The sequence below is a fragment of the Paenibacillus sp. VTT E-133280 genome (genome assembly GCF_002264385.1).
Lineage (GTDB): Bacteria > Bacillota > Bacilli > Paenibacillales > Paenibacillaceae > Paenibacillus_AQ > Paenibacillus_AQ nitricinens.
The window spans coordinates 62,142-78,863 of the sequence record NZ_NFUX01000026.1 but is presented as its reverse complement, the minus strand read 5'-3'; the positions used below and the strand labels follow the sequence as shown (position 1 = coordinate 78,863).

At 44.6% G+C, this 16,722-nt stretch carries 18 protein-coding genes; 15 read left to right on the top strand and 3 right to left on the bottom strand.

Annotated elements, in window-relative coordinates; genetic code table 11:
- Nucleotides 1–202: 202 nt before the first annotated feature.
- The gene (locus tag CA600_RS13695) at nucleotides 203–682 is read right to left on the bottom strand and encodes a glutathione peroxidase (RefSeq protein WP_094870679.1); all 480 of its coding nucleotides are present in this window, start codon (nucleotides 680–682) and stop codon (nucleotides 203–205) included.
- Nucleotides 683–1,021: 339 nt separating this feature from the next.
- Here CA600_RS13695 and CA600_RS13690 point away from each other — a divergent pair, with 339 nt between their 5' ends.
- The 14 genes from CA600_RS13690 (at nucleotide 1,022) to CA600_RS13625 (ending at nucleotide 13,973) form a co-directional block, all read left to right on the top strand.
- Nucleotides 1,022–1,300, top strand: coding sequence for a hypothetical protein (locus CA600_RS13690; protein WP_042124803.1), 279 nt, complete (start codon nucleotides 1,022–1,024; stop codon nucleotides 1,298–1,300).
- A 93-nt stretch (nucleotides 1,301–1,393) separates the two neighbouring features.
- Nucleotides 1,394–1,813, top strand: coding sequence for a thiol-disulfide oxidoreductase DCC family protein (locus CA600_RS13685; RefSeq protein WP_094870678.1), 420 nt, complete (start codon nucleotides 1,394–1,396; stop codon nucleotides 1,811–1,813).
- 74 nt (nucleotides 1,814–1,887) lie between these two features.
- Nucleotides 1,888–2,796, top strand: coding sequence for a copper amine oxidase N-terminal domain-containing protein (locus CA600_RS13680; RefSeq protein WP_094870677.1), 909 nt, complete (start codon nucleotides 1,888–1,890; stop codon nucleotides 2,794–2,796).
- A 36-nt stretch (nucleotides 2,797–2,832) separates the two neighbouring features.
- Nucleotides 2,833–3,267, top strand: a complete 435-nt coding sequence (locus CA600_RS13675) for a DUF6526 family protein (RefSeq protein WP_094870676.1) — start codon at nucleotides 2,833–2,835, stop codon at nucleotides 3,265–3,267.
- Between the two features lie 187 nt (nucleotides 3,268–3,454).
- A complete protein-coding gene (locus CA600_RS13670) occupies nucleotides 3,455–4,618 on the top strand; it encodes a hypothetical protein (RefSeq protein WP_094870675.1) in 1,164 nt (387 codons plus the stop codon).
- Entirely contained in the window at nucleotides 4,611–5,852 is a 1,242-nt protein-coding gene (locus CA600_RS13665) for a CpaF family protein (RefSeq protein ID WP_094870674.1), read from the top strand. The genes CA600_RS13670 and CA600_RS13665 overlap by 8 nt, the downstream gene beginning before the upstream one ends.
- Nucleotides 5,853–5,883: 31 nt before the next feature.
- Nucleotides 5,884–6,678, top strand: coding sequence for a type II secretion system F family protein (locus tag CA600_RS13660; protein ID WP_256989837.1), 795 nt, complete (start codon nucleotides 5,884–5,886; stop codon nucleotides 6,676–6,678).
- A 10-nt stretch (nucleotides 6,679–6,688) separates the two neighbouring features.
- A complete protein-coding gene (locus tag CA600_RS13655; RefSeq protein ID WP_373455828.1) occupies nucleotides 6,689–7,564 on the top strand; it encodes a type II secretion system F family protein in 876 nt (291 codons plus the stop codon).
- Between the two features lie 12 nt (nucleotides 7,565–7,576).
- On the top strand, nucleotides 7,577–7,765 hold the full coding sequence (locus CA600_RS13650; RefSeq protein ID WP_094870671.1) for a Flp1 family type IVb pilin: 189 nt from the start codon (nucleotides 7,577–7,579) through the stop codon (nucleotides 7,763–7,765).
- Nucleotides 7,762–8,436 carry a TadE family protein gene (locus CA600_RS13645; protein ID WP_094870670.1) on the top strand — a complete coding sequence of 225 codons (675 nt, stop codon included), beginning with the start codon at nucleotides 7,762–7,764 and terminating at the stop codon, nucleotides 8,434–8,436. Before CA600_RS13650 ends, CA600_RS13645 begins: the two co-directional genes overlap by 4 nt.
- A gap of 60 nt (nucleotides 8,437–8,496) precedes the next feature.
- Nucleotides 8,497–10,755 (top strand): hypothetical protein, encoded by a 2,259-nt coding sequence (locus CA600_RS13640; RefSeq protein ID WP_094870669.1) that lies wholly within the window; start codon nucleotides 8,497–8,499, stop codon nucleotides 10,753–10,755.
- 18 nt (nucleotides 10,756–10,773) lie between these two features.
- Nucleotides 10,774–11,766 (top strand): TadE/TadG family type IV pilus assembly protein, encoded by a 993-nt coding sequence (locus CA600_RS13635; protein ID WP_094870668.1) that lies wholly within the window; start codon nucleotides 10,774–10,776, stop codon nucleotides 11,764–11,766.
- A gap of 23 nt (nucleotides 11,767–11,789) precedes the next feature.
- Entirely contained in the window at nucleotides 11,790–12,299 is a 510-nt protein-coding gene (locus CA600_RS13630) for an A24 family peptidase (RefSeq protein WP_094870667.1), read from the top strand.
- An 18-nt stretch (nucleotides 12,300–12,317) separates the two neighbouring features.
- Complete coding sequence (locus tag CA600_RS13625; protein WP_094870666.1) at nucleotides 12,318–13,973, top strand: DUF6382 domain-containing protein; 1,656 nt, start codon at nucleotides 12,318–12,320, stop codon at nucleotides 13,971–13,973.
- 28 nt (nucleotides 13,974–14,001) lie between these two features.
- Here the strand turns inward: CA600_RS13625 and CA600_RS13620 are convergent, their stop codons facing one another.
- Nucleotides 14,002–14,907, bottom strand: coding sequence for a TIGR01777 family oxidoreductase (locus CA600_RS13620; RefSeq protein ID WP_094870665.1), 906 nt, complete (start codon nucleotides 14,905–14,907; stop codon nucleotides 14,002–14,004).
- Nucleotides 14,908–14,947: 40 nt separating this feature from the next.
- Nucleotides 14,948–15,412: a DUF2621 domain-containing protein gene (locus CA600_RS13615; protein WP_094870664.1), complete on the bottom strand. Its 465-nt coding sequence runs from the start codon at nucleotides 15,410–15,412 to the stop codon at nucleotides 14,948–14,950.
- Nucleotides 15,413–15,584: 172 nt separating this feature from the next.
- Here CA600_RS13615 and CA600_RS13610 point away from each other — a divergent pair, with 172 nt between their 5' ends.
- The gene (locus tag CA600_RS13610) at nucleotides 15,585–16,694 is read left to right on the top strand and encodes a deoxyribonuclease IV (protein WP_076284067.1); all 1,110 of its coding nucleotides are present in this window, start codon (nucleotides 15,585–15,587) and stop codon (nucleotides 16,692–16,694) included.
- Nucleotides 16,695–16,722 lie beyond the last annotated feature (28 nt).

Genomic DNA, 16,722 nt, shown 5'->3' with positions numbered 1-16,722 from the left:
CGTGGAGGTTCGAGTCCTCTCTACCGCATATAGAATGATGAAAGAATCCTTGCGATGCAAGGATTCTTTTTTTGTGTTTAACGAGCAATCGGAAAGCTGTATTTTCGTAATGGATAATGACAAAAAGGACACTGACCGCATATCACCTGGTGGTCTGAGGGATGTGGCCAGTACCCTTTTTCAAAATTTCTTATTGAATGGATTATTTCAGAAGCTTGGAGATATAGGATTCGATCTGCTGAGGAGTAGTTTTAGGAGCAAAACGCTTAAGGACACGGCCTTCTTGATCCACCAGGAACTTGGTGAAGTTCCATTTCACGCTTTTTGAGCCTAGAACACCAGGAGCTTCCTTAGATAAGTATTTGAATAATGGATGTGCTTCGTCGCCTTTTACATCAATCTTCTCGAACATGGGGAAAGTTACCCCATAGTTAATCTCGCAGTATTCTGCAATTTCATCACTTTCGCCAGGCTCTTGGCCGGCAAACTGATTGCTTGGGAAACCAAGCACTTCGAATCCGCGATCCTTAAATTTATCATATACTTCCTGAAGCCCTTTATACTGAGGCGTAAACCCGCATTTGCTAGCTGTATTCACCACAAGGAGTACTTTACCTTTGTACTTGGACAATGATTCTTCTGCACCCCGAAGAGTGTTGACCTCAAAATCATAAATACTCATGGATGCCACCTCCTTTTTAATTCCTATTTTTAATTTATCACAATTTAATTGTACACTATTTATGATGGGGAGCCAAATAAGAAAATTCTATGAACCGTTAACGCCCATTCGGTTTATCAAATCACAGCAAAATGAATGATCATAAATTAAATGTATCTGTATATATTTTATGGAAATAATGACTGAATAAAGGTGTTGATCAGAAAAGAGCAATAAATAGCCTCCGTGTTAGCCGTCTTTGGTTGACATCACCCTTAAAATTCTTTAATATGTCTAAGTATCTGAGAATATGTTGCGTGTGCAATTTACAACCAAAAATTTAAATAATGGGTGATGAAGATGTCTTACAGACCGAATATTACGAATGTGACCAAAGCCAGCAGCAACGATAAGGAAGGATTGTACGAGTTCATTATCAAGCTTGCTGATGGAACGGAGTGCCGTGCGTTTTATAATCGGTTTCCGGAATGGAAAATGACGAACATCAGCCGCCTGCTTAAAACTCCATGTCCAATTTGCCGCAAAGATTTCATCTGTAAATGCATGGAGGCATTCACTGCTGATTTCGAAGGACAAATGATCGGTGATCAATGGATTGAAAAGGCAATTGCTGAATAATTAAAGAACGGTACATGTTGGCGCGGGATTCTATCCCGCGTTTTTGTTTACCCAAAATATACGATACACTTATCTTTATAGGGAGGGGGAGCTATGAACGAGGAGCTGAACATTATGCAAAATAAATCCATTGTGTTGATCGATGGGGTGTGTCATCTATGCCAAGGTTTGATTCGTTTCATCATCCCGCGTGATCCCAAGGCTAAATTTCTATTCGCGCCTTTACAAAGTGAAATTGCCGCTAAGCTAATGAGTGAGGCTGGACTTCAACCTGGGCAGTTGAACACAGTTGTATTGCTGGAGAACGGTATGTATTATACAGAGTCGGCTGCTGTACTGCGAATTGCACGTAGATTGAGATGGCCTTGGCCTGCTGCGTATATCTTCATTATAGTGCCGCGCCCAATACGGAATACCCTTTACCGCTATGTTGCAAGGAATCGTTACCGTTGGTTCGGGCGTGATGAGCAGTGTCTGCTCCCCACACCGGAGATCAAACAAAGATTTTTGTAATCCGCAATTTGGCTAGATGTTATAATGTAACCATAATTTGGTATAGTTAAGGACATGTAGCGAGGGGTGAAGGGATGGCGCGAAAGGTAGGGTTTTATCTTTTAATTCTTATGCTAATTTCTTTAGGTACAATGGGGACGATATCCGCAGATTCTAAGCTCAGGGTTATGGTGAATAATTCGAGCCTGAATTACGGTGTACAAATCATTTCCGGACAGACGATGGTTCCGCTGAAGGCTTTTGAGAGCTTCAAGAATACTTCTATTCAGTGGGAAGCCCGTACAAAGCAAGTAACGATCGTTAGAGACTCTATGAAGCTTAAGCTTGCTGTAGGTTCTCGAACGGCGTGGAAGAACTCGGAATCTGTGCAACTGGCAGCACCTGCTAGAATCATGGATGGAAGAGTTACGGTACCGCTGAGATTTATTGCAGAAGCTCTTGGGGCTAGAGTAACGGTAGATGCTGCTACAAAGACTGTCTGGGTTCAGGAACGTGCTAATGCAAAGCTTGTGCAGAATTATACTAGTAACGACTTAGTAGTTTCCCGCATTGCTGCTTTACAATTCCCGGTTGATGAAAGAGAACCGTCTCAATTAACGGGTGATAATGAAGCGTTGTCTATGTCGTATTATTTTCCTGAAGGCAGATCTGATGGATATTTCATAATCTATGGGCATTTTGTATCGTATTATGAGATTAAAGACAACATTAGAACAGTCGTATGGGAAGCCGATTTGGACAATTCGAAAGAGGCTGATAAAAAAGATTTTACGGCGATATTCGGACACCCCATTGCGAAGGAATATGGCAAAGCCCCTGTTTTAGCGCCATCCTATGCCTATTATTATACGAGTGTATGGGGTAGTCAGATTATTTGCGGAATCGTTAATGTGGATGGAACAACTAAAGTATCAGGGAAGTCGCTGAACTGGGAGAACAACAAGCCCTTTATCGTGGCTATTCCCGGCGAGACGAAGCTTTAAACGCTCTACAAGTCATATAAAATATGGAGATGAATTATGAATAAAGGGAAGCCCAAGGGATTTATGCGTTTTGATTGGCCTTTTCATTTTGTGACGATGCCGCTTGCGCTGATTTCGTTTGTGTGGTCGACAATTTATGCTGTTCAAGAGATACGTGATGATGGTGCTTTAACGGTGCCATTGCTGTTATTCGGGATGTCCTTATGCTTACTTTTTGCGATTACAAGAATTCGTATATATGCGACAAAAAATCAGGACCGCGTGGTGAGAGTGGAAGAGCAGTTTCGCTATTTCCGTCTGACAGGCGAAGCTTTGAGCCCAGAGCTTGAAATAGCCCAAATTATAGCGCTACGTTATGCGGGTGATGATGAGTTTCCAGCACTGTGTCAGTGGGCGGTGAAGGAGAAGCTCAACCCTGCCGATATTCGGTCTGCCATTAAGTACTGGCGCGAAGATAAGATGAGAGTATAGTATCCAGCTAGTGTGTGAAAAAACTTATTGCTGCCTTCTTATATATATGCTACTATAGCTGTAAATTAAAGGAATAGTAACGGAAGCACCGTTCAATTACCGTATTCACGGTTATTGTCGGTGCTTTTTTTGCTGTCTTTTTTTGAGAAAATAATGGATTTCTTCTTATCGAAAGGAGCGTGGTTTCATGGCGGCAAGGATTGTGCTCGCAGTGCGTGAAAGTCAATATATCGAACCCTTACTGCACTATCTTCATCACAGCGAGTACGGAGAAATGCTGCGTATTACGGCTTTTAGCCGAATGGATGCTTTTATCGAATTTATGAGGGGAGAGGACATCCCGGATGCTGTTGTGGGGGACTCTTCTTTTATTGAGGCTTGGCTAGTAGAGGGGAAAAGCATGGTTCCGTGGGCAGTTTTGAGTGAGGATGGAGGTTATCTCGGTAAGAGTGCTAAGAGTCTGGGAGGAGGAGTGATGATTGCCAAATATCAGGCGCTTCCTTCCCTTCTAGGAGCATTTCTCCAGTTATGTGAAGTTCAAAGAGGTAGAGGAGCTTCTGTACTAGATGAAACGCTGTTGCTGGGGGTTGTCTCTTCTAGCGGCAACATGGGCAAAACGACGATAGCATTGAATATGGCTAAGCAGCTTGGTGAAATGGGCCTTTCGGTGTTTTATTTGAACCTTGAGAGTGTTGACAGCAGTGGGTTGTTTCTCAGAATCCCTGCAGGTCATACGCCTGGACTAGAGCGACTGCTATATGAAATAAAGGCCCATCGAGATAAGGATGAAGCGGATACGATCGAATTAGGACAATACTTCATTAGATATGATCACCTCCGAACTGCTTCTTTCAGGCCAGTTATTAATGTGAAGGAAATGCTGCAGATGACTTTGCAAGATACGCTGGATTTATTAGAGCGGCTGGTTGCCGAGAGAAACTTTGATGTTGTTATTGTGGACACCGGAAGCATCGAGGAAGAGCGTGCGAAAGCTGTGCTACAGCGGAGTGGGATTTTACTTTGGGTCCTGAAAAATGATGATGTAAGCATGTATAAGGCTATGAGATGGCTGTCGCATTGCACTGCTCCTAACTCTGGAATGTCCCCCCATGTGATGGACAAGAGTAAATTTGTAGTGAATTTTGCAGTAGATCGCTTGGAAGAGTGGGTGCCTCCAGAGGGAATTACCATTGAAGGCATATGCCCTTTTATCCCGTCATGGACACTGCAACACCGTGAGGAGCTTTTTTTGAACTCTCCGCAATTTCAGCGAGAAATTTTGCAGTTATGCAAACGGATTGTAGAACCAGCGCTCCCACTGGTGTTTACCGGGAAGAACCTGCATGAATGAAGAGATGTTCAGGGCGCTGCGTAGTGAGATTCGTGCAGGACTTGATGTAACATCTGCAGTAGAGAACCGTGAACTTACCGGGTTTATCGAACGAACGATTCTAGAAAGTGAAAGACTCCGTTACTTAACAGCGCAGGAGAAGCATGAGCTAGTGAAGAGATTGTTTGATTCTTTCCGGGGATTGGATGTGCTTCAGCCATTAGTGGACAACCCGGCGATCACGGAGATTATGATCAACAGTCATACTGAGATTTTTGTGGAAGAGGAGGGTCAGATTCGTCGTCTTCCTATGGAATTTGAGTCCAGCAGCAGGCTGGAAGACATCATCCAAACGGTAGTATCCGGTGTTAACAGGGTAGTAAATGACTCCTCTCCTATCGTTGATGCCCGGTTGAAGGATGGATCTCGCGTGAATATTGTTCTTCCGCCAGTCTCGCTGAAAGGACCCGCGATGACCATACGTAAATTCCCGGAGAAGCCGATGACGATAAATGAATTGGTGAGCCGTGAAGCTTTAAGCCTGGAAGCAGCAGAGCTACTGCAAATCTTAGTAGCTGCTAAATACAACATTTTTATAAGCGGGGGAACCGGCTCGGGGAAGACCACCTTTCTAAATGCATTATCTCAGTTTATCCCATCACAGGAGAGGGTCATCACAATAGAAGATTCTGCTGAGCTACAGATTGTAACGGTGCCAAATCTTGTATCCCTGGAGACTAGGAACGCGAATACAGAAGGTAGAGGTGAGATTTCCATTCGAGATTTGATTCGTTCTTCACTGCGGATGAGACCCAATCGAATTGTTGTGGGTGAGGTGCGTGGAGCGGAATGTCTTGATATGCTACAGGCGATGAACACTGGGCACGATGGCTCGTTATCAACGGGTCACTCCAACAGTGCGCACGATATGGTCAGTCGATTGGAGACGATGGTGTTAAGTGCAGCGGATCTGCCGGTAACGGTTGTTCGTCAGCAGATTTCATCGGCGATTGATATTTTCGTACATTTATCCAGGCTCCGTGATCGTTCTAGGCGAGTGATGGAGATTAGTGAGGTTGCAGGCCTGAAAGATGGAGAAGTGGTCTTAAACCCTCTATATGAATTTCAAGAATCCGGTGAGCGAGAGGGACGGGTACAAGGGGGGCTAGTTTCCTCTGGAAACCTGCTTATGCATACAGCAAAGCTTAGAATGGCTGGTGTAACCTCCTACCCGTTATCTCCGGCTGGATTTTAAATTCTAAAGGGGGCAAGAAGTAGTGCTTAAGATTAAGTTTGCTGCTGAAAAATCTAAGGAAGCTGATGCCAGAGACCATTCATTATTGCCGAATTATACGGTATACGAATTGACCTTGGTACAGAAAACTCTGGCTATTGCAGTAGGTGGTATGCTGCTGTTTGGAGTGGGCTATCTTTTTTATCATCATTGGATACTATCGTTACTACTTATGCCTGGTGGGCTGTATGCACCTCGTATGCTGCGTAATTATTTGCTGAAAAGACGCCGGAGTATGCTTAATTTACAGTTTAAACAGACGTTGTTTTCATTGTCTTCCTCACTCTCAGCAGGGCGATCGGTCGAGAATGCTTTCCGGGAAGCGGTCCAGGACTTACGTATGCTGGACCCGGAGGGGGGCGGCGATATGATCTCGGAGCTAAATATTATCTGTACGCGCATGGAATACGGTCAGCCAGTGGAGGAAGCGCTTCGGGATTTCAGTGCAAGAGCAGGAATGGAAGATATTGAGCGGTTCGCTGACGTGTTCACTGTATGTAAACGTACAGGCGGCGATCTGGTAGAAGTAGTGCGCCGTACGTCTACGATTATTGGAGAGAAGCTGGATATTCAGCAAGATATTGCTGTAAGCATTTCACAGAAGAAATTCGAAGCGAAAGCGCTGTTAATATCTCCACTAATCATGGTGATCTTTATGAGTTTGACTGCAGGAGACTATATGCAGCCCATGTACACAGGAGCGGGTATAGCTATATCGACGCTTGCATTAGTAGCTTTGTTTTTATGTTATCTCTGGACTACTAAAATAATGGACATTCCGCTGTGAAGGGGAAGTAATCATGCGATGGCTATGTGCAGTAGTCACTATATTTTTACTTGTTGTCTGGGCTCTGTTACGAATTAAATGCGGAAAAAGATATGACGGATTAAGAGAACTTCCTATGGAAGGACTACGACTTCGGAAGCTGGGTGAACCGCTGCTGCTGCTCATTGAGAAAAGCGGCATTGTCAGTCGTTTTCCATCATTGATGTTCAGGATTCAACGTTCCCTGCAGCGAAGTTATGGGATGCGTTACAGTGCAGAACGAACCCTGCTGTTCATGGGTGAGATGCTTAGCTACAGTTGGTTGTTGCTTGTGGGTGGAAGTTTGATCACAGGGTTTAGCGGCGATCAGACAGGTCTGATTCTAGGTATTTTCTTGGCGGTAGCTCTACCAGCTGCTATGGTGAGTGATTTGCATAAAAAGGTGAGGGTGAGAGAGCAAAATATTATGCTCGAGCTACCAGAACTTCTGAACAGCATTGTATTGCTGGTAGGAGCAGGTGAGACCGTACAACGGGCGATTATCCGCTGTGTGGAGAGCCGCCGAGGTGATGTTAATCACCCATTATACAAGGAGCTTAGGATCATGACCAGTGAATGGGAAGGAGGGTATTCATTTCAGCAGGCATTCGAGAATTTTAGCAAGAGATGTGCAGTGCAGGAAGTATCGTTGTTCACGACGACGGTTCTTTTGAATTACCGCAGAGGTGGAGCGGATTTTGTGTTATCGCTACGCGATCTCTCGCGGATGCTGTGGGATAAACGTAAAGCTATCAGCCGAACGCGAGGGGAGCAAGCTTCCTCTAAACTAGTCTTTCCGATGGTAGTTATTTTTTTAATAGTAATTGTACTGGTGGGAACACCAGCATTCATGATGTTAAAAATGTAGGAGGGTGAACTAATGATGACGACAATGTCGGGTAGTGTGAAGAATTTCTGGAAGGACGAGGAAGGCCTGGGGACACTGGAAATGATTCTGATTATTGCAGTACTGATTGCGGTCGTTCTTTTGTTTAAGGACAAAATTCAGGAGGTAGTAGAGGCTTTGATTAAAACTGCAGGAGAAAAGAGCCAGGAAGTATTTGAGTGAATAAGCTTAAGGACGATCGAGGCAGCTTTACTATTGAAGCTTCAATTCTACTACCTATGGTCATGTGTATTAAAATGCTTCTTCTGTTCTTTTGTTTGTATAGCTACCAAAAGTCCATGCTGCTGCAAGTAGCCTCAGGGGCTGCTGAGCGTGCGGCTTACAATTGGGACAACAGCCATAAAGAGGTTTCTGGCTCCTATGCTGCTGGTGAGTATGACTCCCTTTATTGGAGAATTGGAGATGATGCGTTGCTGGCCTCATTATTCGGCGGAGAAGCTGGGAAAGGTGGCGCGACAATACAGCTACCTGGTGAAGTGTCAGATGAGAGTGATCTACCAGATCTTAAACTCAGACATTCGTCCTCTATGATTCCGAATAATATGCCGGGAAATATGAACTACGAATACACGCTTACGGGGCGGAAAGTAAGCGGTGAATTAAATCGTCTACTGCACTTACCTGTACTTGATGAAGTTTTGTCTGATGAGGCAAAGCCAACTGTAAGAACTCAATCTATCATCGCTGAGCCTGTTGAGTTTATCCGTACGGTAGACCTGATGCGTTACTTCGGGGCTAAGTTCAAGGGTGGCTCAGAGGGTACTAGTGGGTCTGGAGTCCACATGGAGAAGAAGGATGCATCCGCGATGATGACCAAGCTTCAGGATAAGTGAATATTTCCTTGCTAATGGATCTTGTATCTATTGAAGGTAGGGATAAGGAGGGAGGTTTTGATGAGGAGTATCTTTAGTAGTTGCCTTGTTAGCGGTAAGAGTCGAAAGAAACAAAGGCAGGGTAAGGGCAAAACGGAAGGTTCAGTATCCATTTTTTTAATTATGGTACTGGCTTTCGTCTTTCTGTTTACCGCTGTGCTGATTGACTATGCGCGGATTGCGGCCTTCAATGTTCAGGAGGAACGTTTAGCGAGGGCTAGCGTTCGCTCTGTAATGTCATCTTACGATGTTGAGCTACGAGAAAAGTATGGTTTATTCGCCTTTGGAGAGAGTGACGGGGATATGCTGCTGTCTCAGGTACTCAATGATAATATGCATAAAAGTGGTAGGAGTGACGTGTTCAATCTGGTACCCTTCGTGTTGGAAACGTCATCTTTGAAATGGAGCAGGCCGCTGGGTAGCTATGATGTTGTGAGTCGACAAATACTGGAGGAAATGAAGTATAAAGCTCCTGTGGATTTTGCTTTGGAATTGGCAGGTAAATTCAAGCCGATGTCAGGAGTAATGGCAGAGGCCTCACGGGTTACTGAATTACTCAGTAAGCTACAGCCGTTATATGACGAGCGGGAAGAGGCTTTGGATCTTATGTTAGAACGGAGAAGCCAGGCTGCGGAGAGTGGGAGAAGGTTGCTTCAATCGATTATGGATCCGCTTGCAGAGTCCATTTCTGCCAGTTCACTCGGAAGTATACAATCGGCGGCGGATATTCCCGCACAGTATAGTGACTATCTTGGGAAATATTACGATGATCTTTATCGTGATAGTAAAAAGCCTGCAAAGTACACTTATCAATTGTCTCTCTATCGGAGTCGAACTACTGAGATGTTATCGCGGTTTCCTGGCTTATTAACAGCTTTTCGAGAAGATCATGAAAGATCAATGGAGGGAGCGAATGAAGCGATAAAGAAGGCAGAGCAATTGAATGACGAGATGAGAAATATATTGGAACAGTCGCGAATGGAGGGGGTGAATCTATCAAATGATCCTGCTAATGACTGGGATATTCCGGGAAGCTCAGGAGAGATAAGCTCAGACCCGCTTAAAAAGCTGCGTGAGCAGGAAGATGCACTGATTCTCTCCTCAACGGATCTAAGTCAGATGGAGAATAGTATATTCACGCAGCAAAGTGCTTACGGTGCCATCGAACCGATTGTGACAGGAATGTCGGGTGTGCTGTATGAAGCTTTGAGTGAATATGGTGACTCCTATCAAATGATCTCTTCTGTTCTAGAAGCTTCACGCGTAGTGAATAACTATCTGCAGAATTACGGTAAGAAGGGAAGTATTATCGTTAGTGATTTGGCTGTAATCGAACAGCACCGTAGCTCAGATAAAGAGCGAAAGCAATTGGAGAGAGAAGCAAAATCTAAGCTGGGTGAAGCGAAAGCATTGCTTGATAAGATTCGAATGATGGGTAACGGAGTGACAGATTCTCTGACAAGCTATCAAACACTTCGTCAATATTACGAGGAGAATATCGCTTTTAATAAGGAATTAGTATCCGATTCACTTGTTAAATCTGAAGTAAGCACTAACCCGTATACTGCTGGGAGTTCGGCAATGGAGGATATGGACGGAATCTATGCAGCGATGGGTGGCATTATGGGAGGAGCTAGAGATAGACTTTTCCAAACAGAGTATTCTGCGTTCTATTTTCAACATTTTGACGTTTCCAAGCTAGCCACTCTAGCAAAAGGTTCTGAGGGTACAACCGAACTTACAGACCAGCTTAATCCTCAAGCGCAAGAGCTGGAATACATTCTTTATGGATTTCATAATCCTGCTGGAAATGTAGCCGCAGCGTATGCTGAAATATTTGCCATGAGGCTGTCTATTCGAACGATGGAAGGTTTTATTGAGAAGGCAAGTTTAGGAAACCCGTTGGCCGTTCTGGCCGCAGCACTGTTGTATGGCATCCAGCAAGCTATTCAGGACATGTTGTTACTCTGTGAGAAAAATTCCATAACACTGTCTAAATACTTACCAGCCCAGCTGACTTATCGCGATCATTTGCGTCTGTTCATGATGCTGCATGGAGGCGGAAATGTTCAGTTATCTCGAATGCTGGCTCTAATCCGATTGAACACAGGAATAAATCCAGATGAAAGAAGTACGTATGTCTCTTCGAATATTAAGCTTGGGATGCGGCTATGGTTTCTGCCGGGTGTTGTGAAGCTGTTGGATTATAGCGCTGGGTATTCTGGAGAAGTGCAAGGCAGTACATATATGAGAACAGTACAGGCTGATTTTTCATACTAGCAGGAGGTTGGTAAGGATATGGGGGACAGGTACCGGATTAGGGGGAAGACGAAGGAAGAAGGCAGTATGGTAGTAGAAGCGGCGATGGTTCTCCCGATCTTCCTACTGTTTGTTTTGTTCCTAATTTCTATCGTACAGATGACCTTGTATTCGACAGCCTTACAAAGCACAGCATCCGATACTGTGAAATCTATTTCAACGCATATGTACCCGGCAGCTTTGGCGGTGCAGAAATGGGGAGCAACAAGCGAAGCTGGTGCTGATCCAGTGAAGGGTGGTACGGATCTACCCGCTGGCAATCAAGCTGAATCGAATTGGACGATCCCTCGCTTGTCACTTACAGATTGGGGCAGTAGTTATGCAATGTCATTACCTAAGCCGCTGAATGAGTGGGTCATGTCAGCTTTAGAGAAGGGCGAGGGACCTCTGCAGAAGCTACAGGCTGAGACCTCTGAAAGTGTACTGGATCTAGCGATTAAACCCCTATTAAAGCCGTATCTGTCATCAGACTTGTTGGATTATGATCGAATTCATGTATCTAACATTATCGTGCCTGAGTTAAAGAAGGGTACCCGACCTTACTTTGGAATGGTTGTTAGCTATGAGCTGCCGATGAAGGTGCCCTTTCTAAACCAACGCATTGTACTTGAGGCAAGTGCTGTTGAACGTCTTTGGATCGGGGATACAGGAGAGGGTACAAATAAGGGCAATGACGGCACTGGTCAACCAGAGGATTTTATTAAGATTTTGGAGAAGCCGAATCCAGCTGTAGCCAATAAGCAAGGCAAAGTTCGTGCTAAAATTCCGTCGAATGCTTCCGCTAGCTTATCCGTTTTTTATAAAAGCGGGGGAAGTACTGCTAGATATTTAGGCTGGAAACAAGCGGATGCGGACGGATATATCGAGTGGGAGTGGAAAATAGGTGTGAATACCACACCGGGCTCGTGGCCATTTGTAATTCAGCTCGATGACGGTAGATCTATTGAGGTGATGTTCACAGTAGTGAAATGAATGAAGGGGAAGGAGGGTAATCCATGGCGGAGTGGGCCTTCTGGGGATGTCTGCCGTTTCTGGCAGCTGCATTTATTACGGATATAAAGTCGATGAGAATACCAAACTGGATCACTGTCTCAGGATTGCTTGCGGGTCTGCTGGCTCAAGCGCTGATGAACGGCTGGGATGGACTGCTGAAGGCTGGTGTGGGTGCCGCTGCAGGATTTACAATACTTCTAATCTTGCATTTTATAGGGGCGGTTGGTGCGGGGGATGTTAAGCTTTTTGCCGGGATTGGAGCGTGGACAGGGATGCTATTTACATTGCAGGTCGTGATGTACTCCGTACTGTTTGGTGCTTTGATAGGCTGGCTAATTGTCTTAAAGAGACGGGAGACAGGCAGGCGTACGCGTAAGATCTTTAACACAATTTCCGGATTTATATTATTGAAGAGTTCATTCCTAATAAGAAATAAAGATAATGAGCTGTTGAGATTTCCCTTTATGCTGGCTGTAGTCCCTGGTACCATTTGCGCTTATCTTTATTTTTAAAATAGGAGGTGGTGATGCTTGTTGTACGGATTATCCCGTGACTTTATGCAGCAGGACGGTATATATATGATGCTTGGCGAACCAGAAGGAATGCCGGTGGGTAAGCTTAATATGGTTCAAGCTCGTATGCTGATGAACACTGACATTCCTCATCATTTAAGGTTGTTACTTAGGGAAATTGATTTAAAGGTTACGATGGAATATGCTGTTCTGCGTAAAAAAATGCTCAGTCATTTACTCAAAAGTGAGAAGCTGAGCATGGCCTCATTTTTTGGATTACTTCTGCAAATTGCGCAAGGGATGGAAGATGGCAGGTTATATATGCTTCGGGCGGATCAGTATGCTTTGCATGAAGATTACATTTTTATTGAAGGATCATTGCAGAGTGGTAAGGTATATCTCACCTATATTCCTGTGCAGGGGAATGAGCCTGCTTCTAGGCTGGGACATTCCCTCAAGTCCCTGATCATGGTGATGATGGCATCTATCACAGAGCTTACTGGCAGTGGTGTTCAAAGAGTACTGCAATACTGTGGGGAAGAAGATTTTACACCAGCCGGCTTAAAGAATCTTCTCTCAGAGCTGTTGACAGAGGGCGACTCTAGTAGAGGACAATTCAGTAGTAACGCAGAAATGGCATACACATCACCTAAGATGACAGAAGTACGTCCGGCAGAGCCTGAAAGACGAATGCAAGAGAGAGTAAGGGAACTGTTTGTGAATGAGGTAGCTGCTCCCCAGAAAAAAATGAATGAGCGGAACGAGGAAAAGGGTCTGCTTACTCAGCAGAACTCAGCTCCGTGGTTAAACAGCTATTCCAGTCCGAATCTTAGGGGGAAAGTAGAGGAGAGGTCTCTTCGGTCTACAGAAGATAACAGGTTGACGAATTCACAACCCTCAAGCTCAAGAACCTATGTTATTCTAGGGTGCTTATTGGGTGATGCATTATTATGGAAATTCCTATATCTAAATAACCAAAAACCTTTATGGCTAGCCGTGTGTGGGATCGCAACGATTGTCTTGGCTACTTTTAGCTGGATGGTATGGAGCGAAAGGATAAGGTTTGGAAGTGACGAAGAAAAGGAACATAAGAGTGAGGATTCTGAAGATACAAACCGGAGTCCGAATCGAAGAGAACTGGAGTGGAATTTTGGTAGGAATCCTATGACCACTGTGCGTCCAGCAGCGTCAATTCCAAAGGGTGATCAGCATCCATCCGACCCTTTTTCTGACATTCCGTCAGTACGATCTGAATCAAGGAAAGAGGAGGAGAGTTTCGTAATACCACCAGGTCCAATAGCCCCAACAGCTTTATTATCACGGGAGGAAACACCTGAGCAAGGCAAACGAAATGAGAAGCTGGCTCGAAATGTTCCTTATCTTAAAAGAAGCGATGAGGAAGAGGCAGAGTCGGAAACCATTGCGTTAAACCGACCTAGCTTTATCATTGGCCGATCGGCGGAAGTAGCTCAGTATGTAGAAAAATCGGAAGGAGCTTCAAGAGTACATGCGGAGATATCTAGAAGCCCAAGCGGATACGTACTAAAGGATCTCGACTCCAGAAACGGAACGTTTTTTCAAGGGGAAGCCATGATCCCTTACAAAGAGTACCCGCTGTCAGAGGGGACCGTATTTAAGATTGTAAAAGGAAGTTACACATTCCACATGGAATGAAGAGCGCAAGCAAAGAGTGTTGATTCTGCTATATTTGGCTTTTTAAATTTTCTAAAGCGGTTTGAAGTGTAGGGAAGGTAAAGTTAAAGCCCTGCTCTGATGCCGCCGAAGGAAGGACGCGTTGTCCTTTGAGCAAGATCTCAGACAATTCACCTACTGCTGTTTTTAACAGCATGGCAGGCAGTGGGAACCAATGCGGCCGGTTGTATACTTTGCCAATCATTCTACCGAACTCTTCGTTCGTAACCGGCTGTGGAGCAGTCGCATTAACAGGTCCGGAGATGGTGGGATTTTGAATACAAAAATCGATTAGACGAACGATATCGGTCAGGTGAATCCAGGAGACCCACTGGTTTCCCGCTCCGATGTTACCACCAAATCCTAATAAATAGGGAAGCTTCATCTTGGGGAATGCTCCGTTTCGGTTACCAAGAACAACCCCAGTTCGCAACTTGATCATACGGATATTCGTGTATGCTTCATCAGAAGCTTCTTCCCATGTCTTAACCACGTCAGAAGGGAAGTCCATGACATGGGCTGGTGATGATTCATTAAAGGTATCTTGCAAAGAGGTTCCGTAAATAGCCACAGCTGATGCCTGAATGACTACAGGAGGTTTGTGTTTCAAACGGGCGAGTAGCTTAGCTGCAGCGGAAACGGCCCAAAGACGGGATTGCATAATTGCTGTTTTGCCGCTCTGACTCCAACGTTGGCTGAGAGAAGCTCCAGCAAGATTGATCAAAGCATCCGCATTTTCGACGGGTGTTGAATCAGCGTGTAGGCTGTCCCATGTGTGGTAACTCAGCTTAGGATGAATTGGCGCAGCTTTAGGTAGATTGCGACCGACGATTGCAATTTCATTTCCTGCCTGTAGCCAGTATTTTGTTAGTTCACTGCCAATGAAACCGGTGCCGCCACATATTACATATTTCATAAGGTTGGCCTCCGTTCTGAATGCAACATCAGATTATCAATCACTTGAACAAATGCTGATAAGCAGTGTAGTCGATTTTATTCTTTTCAAGAAAATTGACGAGGAAACGATTGTCACGCCGTGGTGTGGCGACTATGTAACCTTTAATGCAGTGATCACGAGTAACCTCTTTCGCATTACTTTCCACAGCGATCTTACCGATCTCGGCAGCAATGGAATGTTTGGCGATATCGCGAAAAGGGCTAGGCACTGGCTGAACAAGCTGGTCTAAGAAAGCTTTTGATTCATCACTCCAGAGTGAACGACTGCGTTCTACCCAGTAATTTTGCCAGTCCAGCTTTGATTTTCCATCGGCTTTCGGCAATACCTTTAGGAATTTCCGGAACATAAAAAAACCGCCGATACACATGGAACCCAGCAGCATAAATGTCCAGAAAGCGATAGAGTTCATGAACCAATTGCTCGGTGTTGCGGATAATAAACCAAGTCCTGATTGGATAGACATGCATACACCACCTTTTGGCAATGAGTATTCTCACATAATTTAATCTCATATTAAAGTATAGCTTATTTCCAAAGTTTTGCGAAGCAGAACCCAGCATATTGACCTTGTCTAGATTTATTTTTCTGATCACGGTAGAATAGGGGGTAATTCGTGAAGGAAAGAGGGAAGAAGTATGCTGAAAATAGGTTCACACGTGTCTTGCTCGGACAAGGGTCTTTTGACCGCAGCAAATGAAGCAAATGAGTATGGTTCCAGCTCATTTATGATATATACAGGAGCGCCACAGAACACGCGCCGCAAGCCGATTGATGCCATGTATCCGGTTGAAGGAAAGCAAGCAATGAAAGAAAACGGTGTGGAGGAAATTGTCGTCCACGCACCTTATATTATTAATCTCGCTTCCTATAAAGAGAACACGTATCAGTTGGCTGTTGATTTCTTACAAGAGGAAATCCGCCGTACGCATGCGCTTGAGGTCAAGCATATCGTATTACATCCAGGTGCATTCACTGATAAGGATGCAGAATACGGTATTCAGCGGATTGCAGATGGACTTAACGAGGTTCTTGGAGGAACCAATGAAACGGAAGTTCATATCGCCCTAGAAACTATGGCTGGTAAGGGAACAGAAATCGGGCGCAGCTTCGAGGAGATTGCTTCTATTATTGATAAGGTTGAACATAACGAGCGTTTATCCGTATGTCTTGATACTTGTCACATTCATGATGCCGGCTATGATATCGTTAATGATTTGGATGGCGTTCTTAACAAGTTTGATGAGATTATCGGCTTGAATCGTCTTGGGGTTATCCATATCAATGACAGCAAAAATCCATGTGGAGCAGGTAAAGACCGTCACACTCCAATTGGTTCGGGTTGGATCGGTTTTGATACGATTAACAAAATCGTCCATCATGAGAAATTGACAGGCCTGCCATTCATTCTTGAGACGCCATGGGTTGGTAAAGATGCGAAGAAACAGCGTCCGATGTATGAGGTTGAGATTGCTTTGCTCCGTGGTAACGTAGCGGAACGATTTGGACCGGAGTTTATAGAGGATGTTGAAAAACTGCGTGAGTTTTTTGCGAATAAGGAGATCGACTCCCGTCAATTTGTGCTTAATGTCTGGGAGATGCTGAAGAACGATGCCAAGGCTAAAAAAGCTGATCCACGTGAACCACTGGAACGTCTATATGATGAAGTCATCGCTGCCGAGCTATTCCCGCAATTGAGCGAAGAAGCCATTAATCATCGCTTGATTGCATGGTTAGCAGGCAAGTAAGTGCTCGTTCATGCATAAGTTAGACTTC

Coding starts and splice junctions, on each gene's coding strand:
- CA600_RS13695 (WP_094870679.1), bottom strand. CDS start 682: ATGAGTATTTATGATTTTGAGGTCAACACTCTTCGGGGTGCAGAAGAA.
- CA600_RS13690 (WP_042124803.1), top strand. CDS start 1,022: ATGTCTTACAGACCGAATATTACGAATGTGACCAAAGCCAGCAGCAAC.
- CA600_RS13685 (WP_094870678.1), top strand. CDS start 1,394: ATGAACGAGGAGCTGAACATTATGCAAAATAAATCCATTGTGTTGATC.
- CA600_RS13680 (WP_094870677.1), top strand. CDS start 1,888: ATGGCGCGAAAGGTAGGGTTTTATCTTTTAATTCTTATGCTAATTTCT.
- CA600_RS13675 (WP_094870676.1), top strand. CDS start 2,833: ATGAATAAAGGGAAGCCCAAGGGATTTATGCGTTTTGATTGGCCTTTT.
- CA600_RS13670 (WP_094870675.1), top strand. CDS start 3,455: ATGGCGGCAAGGATTGTGCTCGCAGTGCGTGAAAGTCAATATATCGAA.
- CA600_RS13665 (WP_094870674.1), top strand. CDS start 4,611: ATGAATGAAGAGATGTTCAGGGCGCTGCGTAGTGAGATTCGTGCAGGA.
- CA600_RS13650 (WP_094870671.1), top strand. CDS start 7,577: ATGATGACGACAATGTCGGGTAGTGTGAAGAATTTCTGGAAGGACGAG.
- CA600_RS13640 (WP_094870669.1), top strand. CDS start 8,497: ATGAGGAGTATCTTTAGTAGTTGCCTTGTTAGCGGTAAGAGTCGAAAG.
- CA600_RS13635 (WP_094870668.1), top strand. CDS start 10,774: ATGGGGGACAGGTACCGGATTAGGGGGAAGACGAAGGAAGAAGGCAGT.
- CA600_RS13630 (WP_094870667.1), top strand. CDS start 11,790: ATGGCGGAGTGGGCCTTCTGGGGATGTCTGCCGTTTCTGGCAGCTGCA.
- CA600_RS13620 (WP_094870665.1), bottom strand. CDS start 14,907: ATGAAATATGTAATATGTGGCGGCACCGGTTTCATTGGCAGTGAACTA.
- CA600_RS13615 (WP_094870664.1), bottom strand. CDS start 15,412: ATGTCTATCCAATCAGGACTTGGTTTATTATCCGCAACACCGAGCAAT.
- CA600_RS13610 (WP_076284067.1), top strand. CDS start 15,585: ATGCTGAAAATAGGTTCACACGTGTCTTGCTCGGACAAGGGTCTTTTG.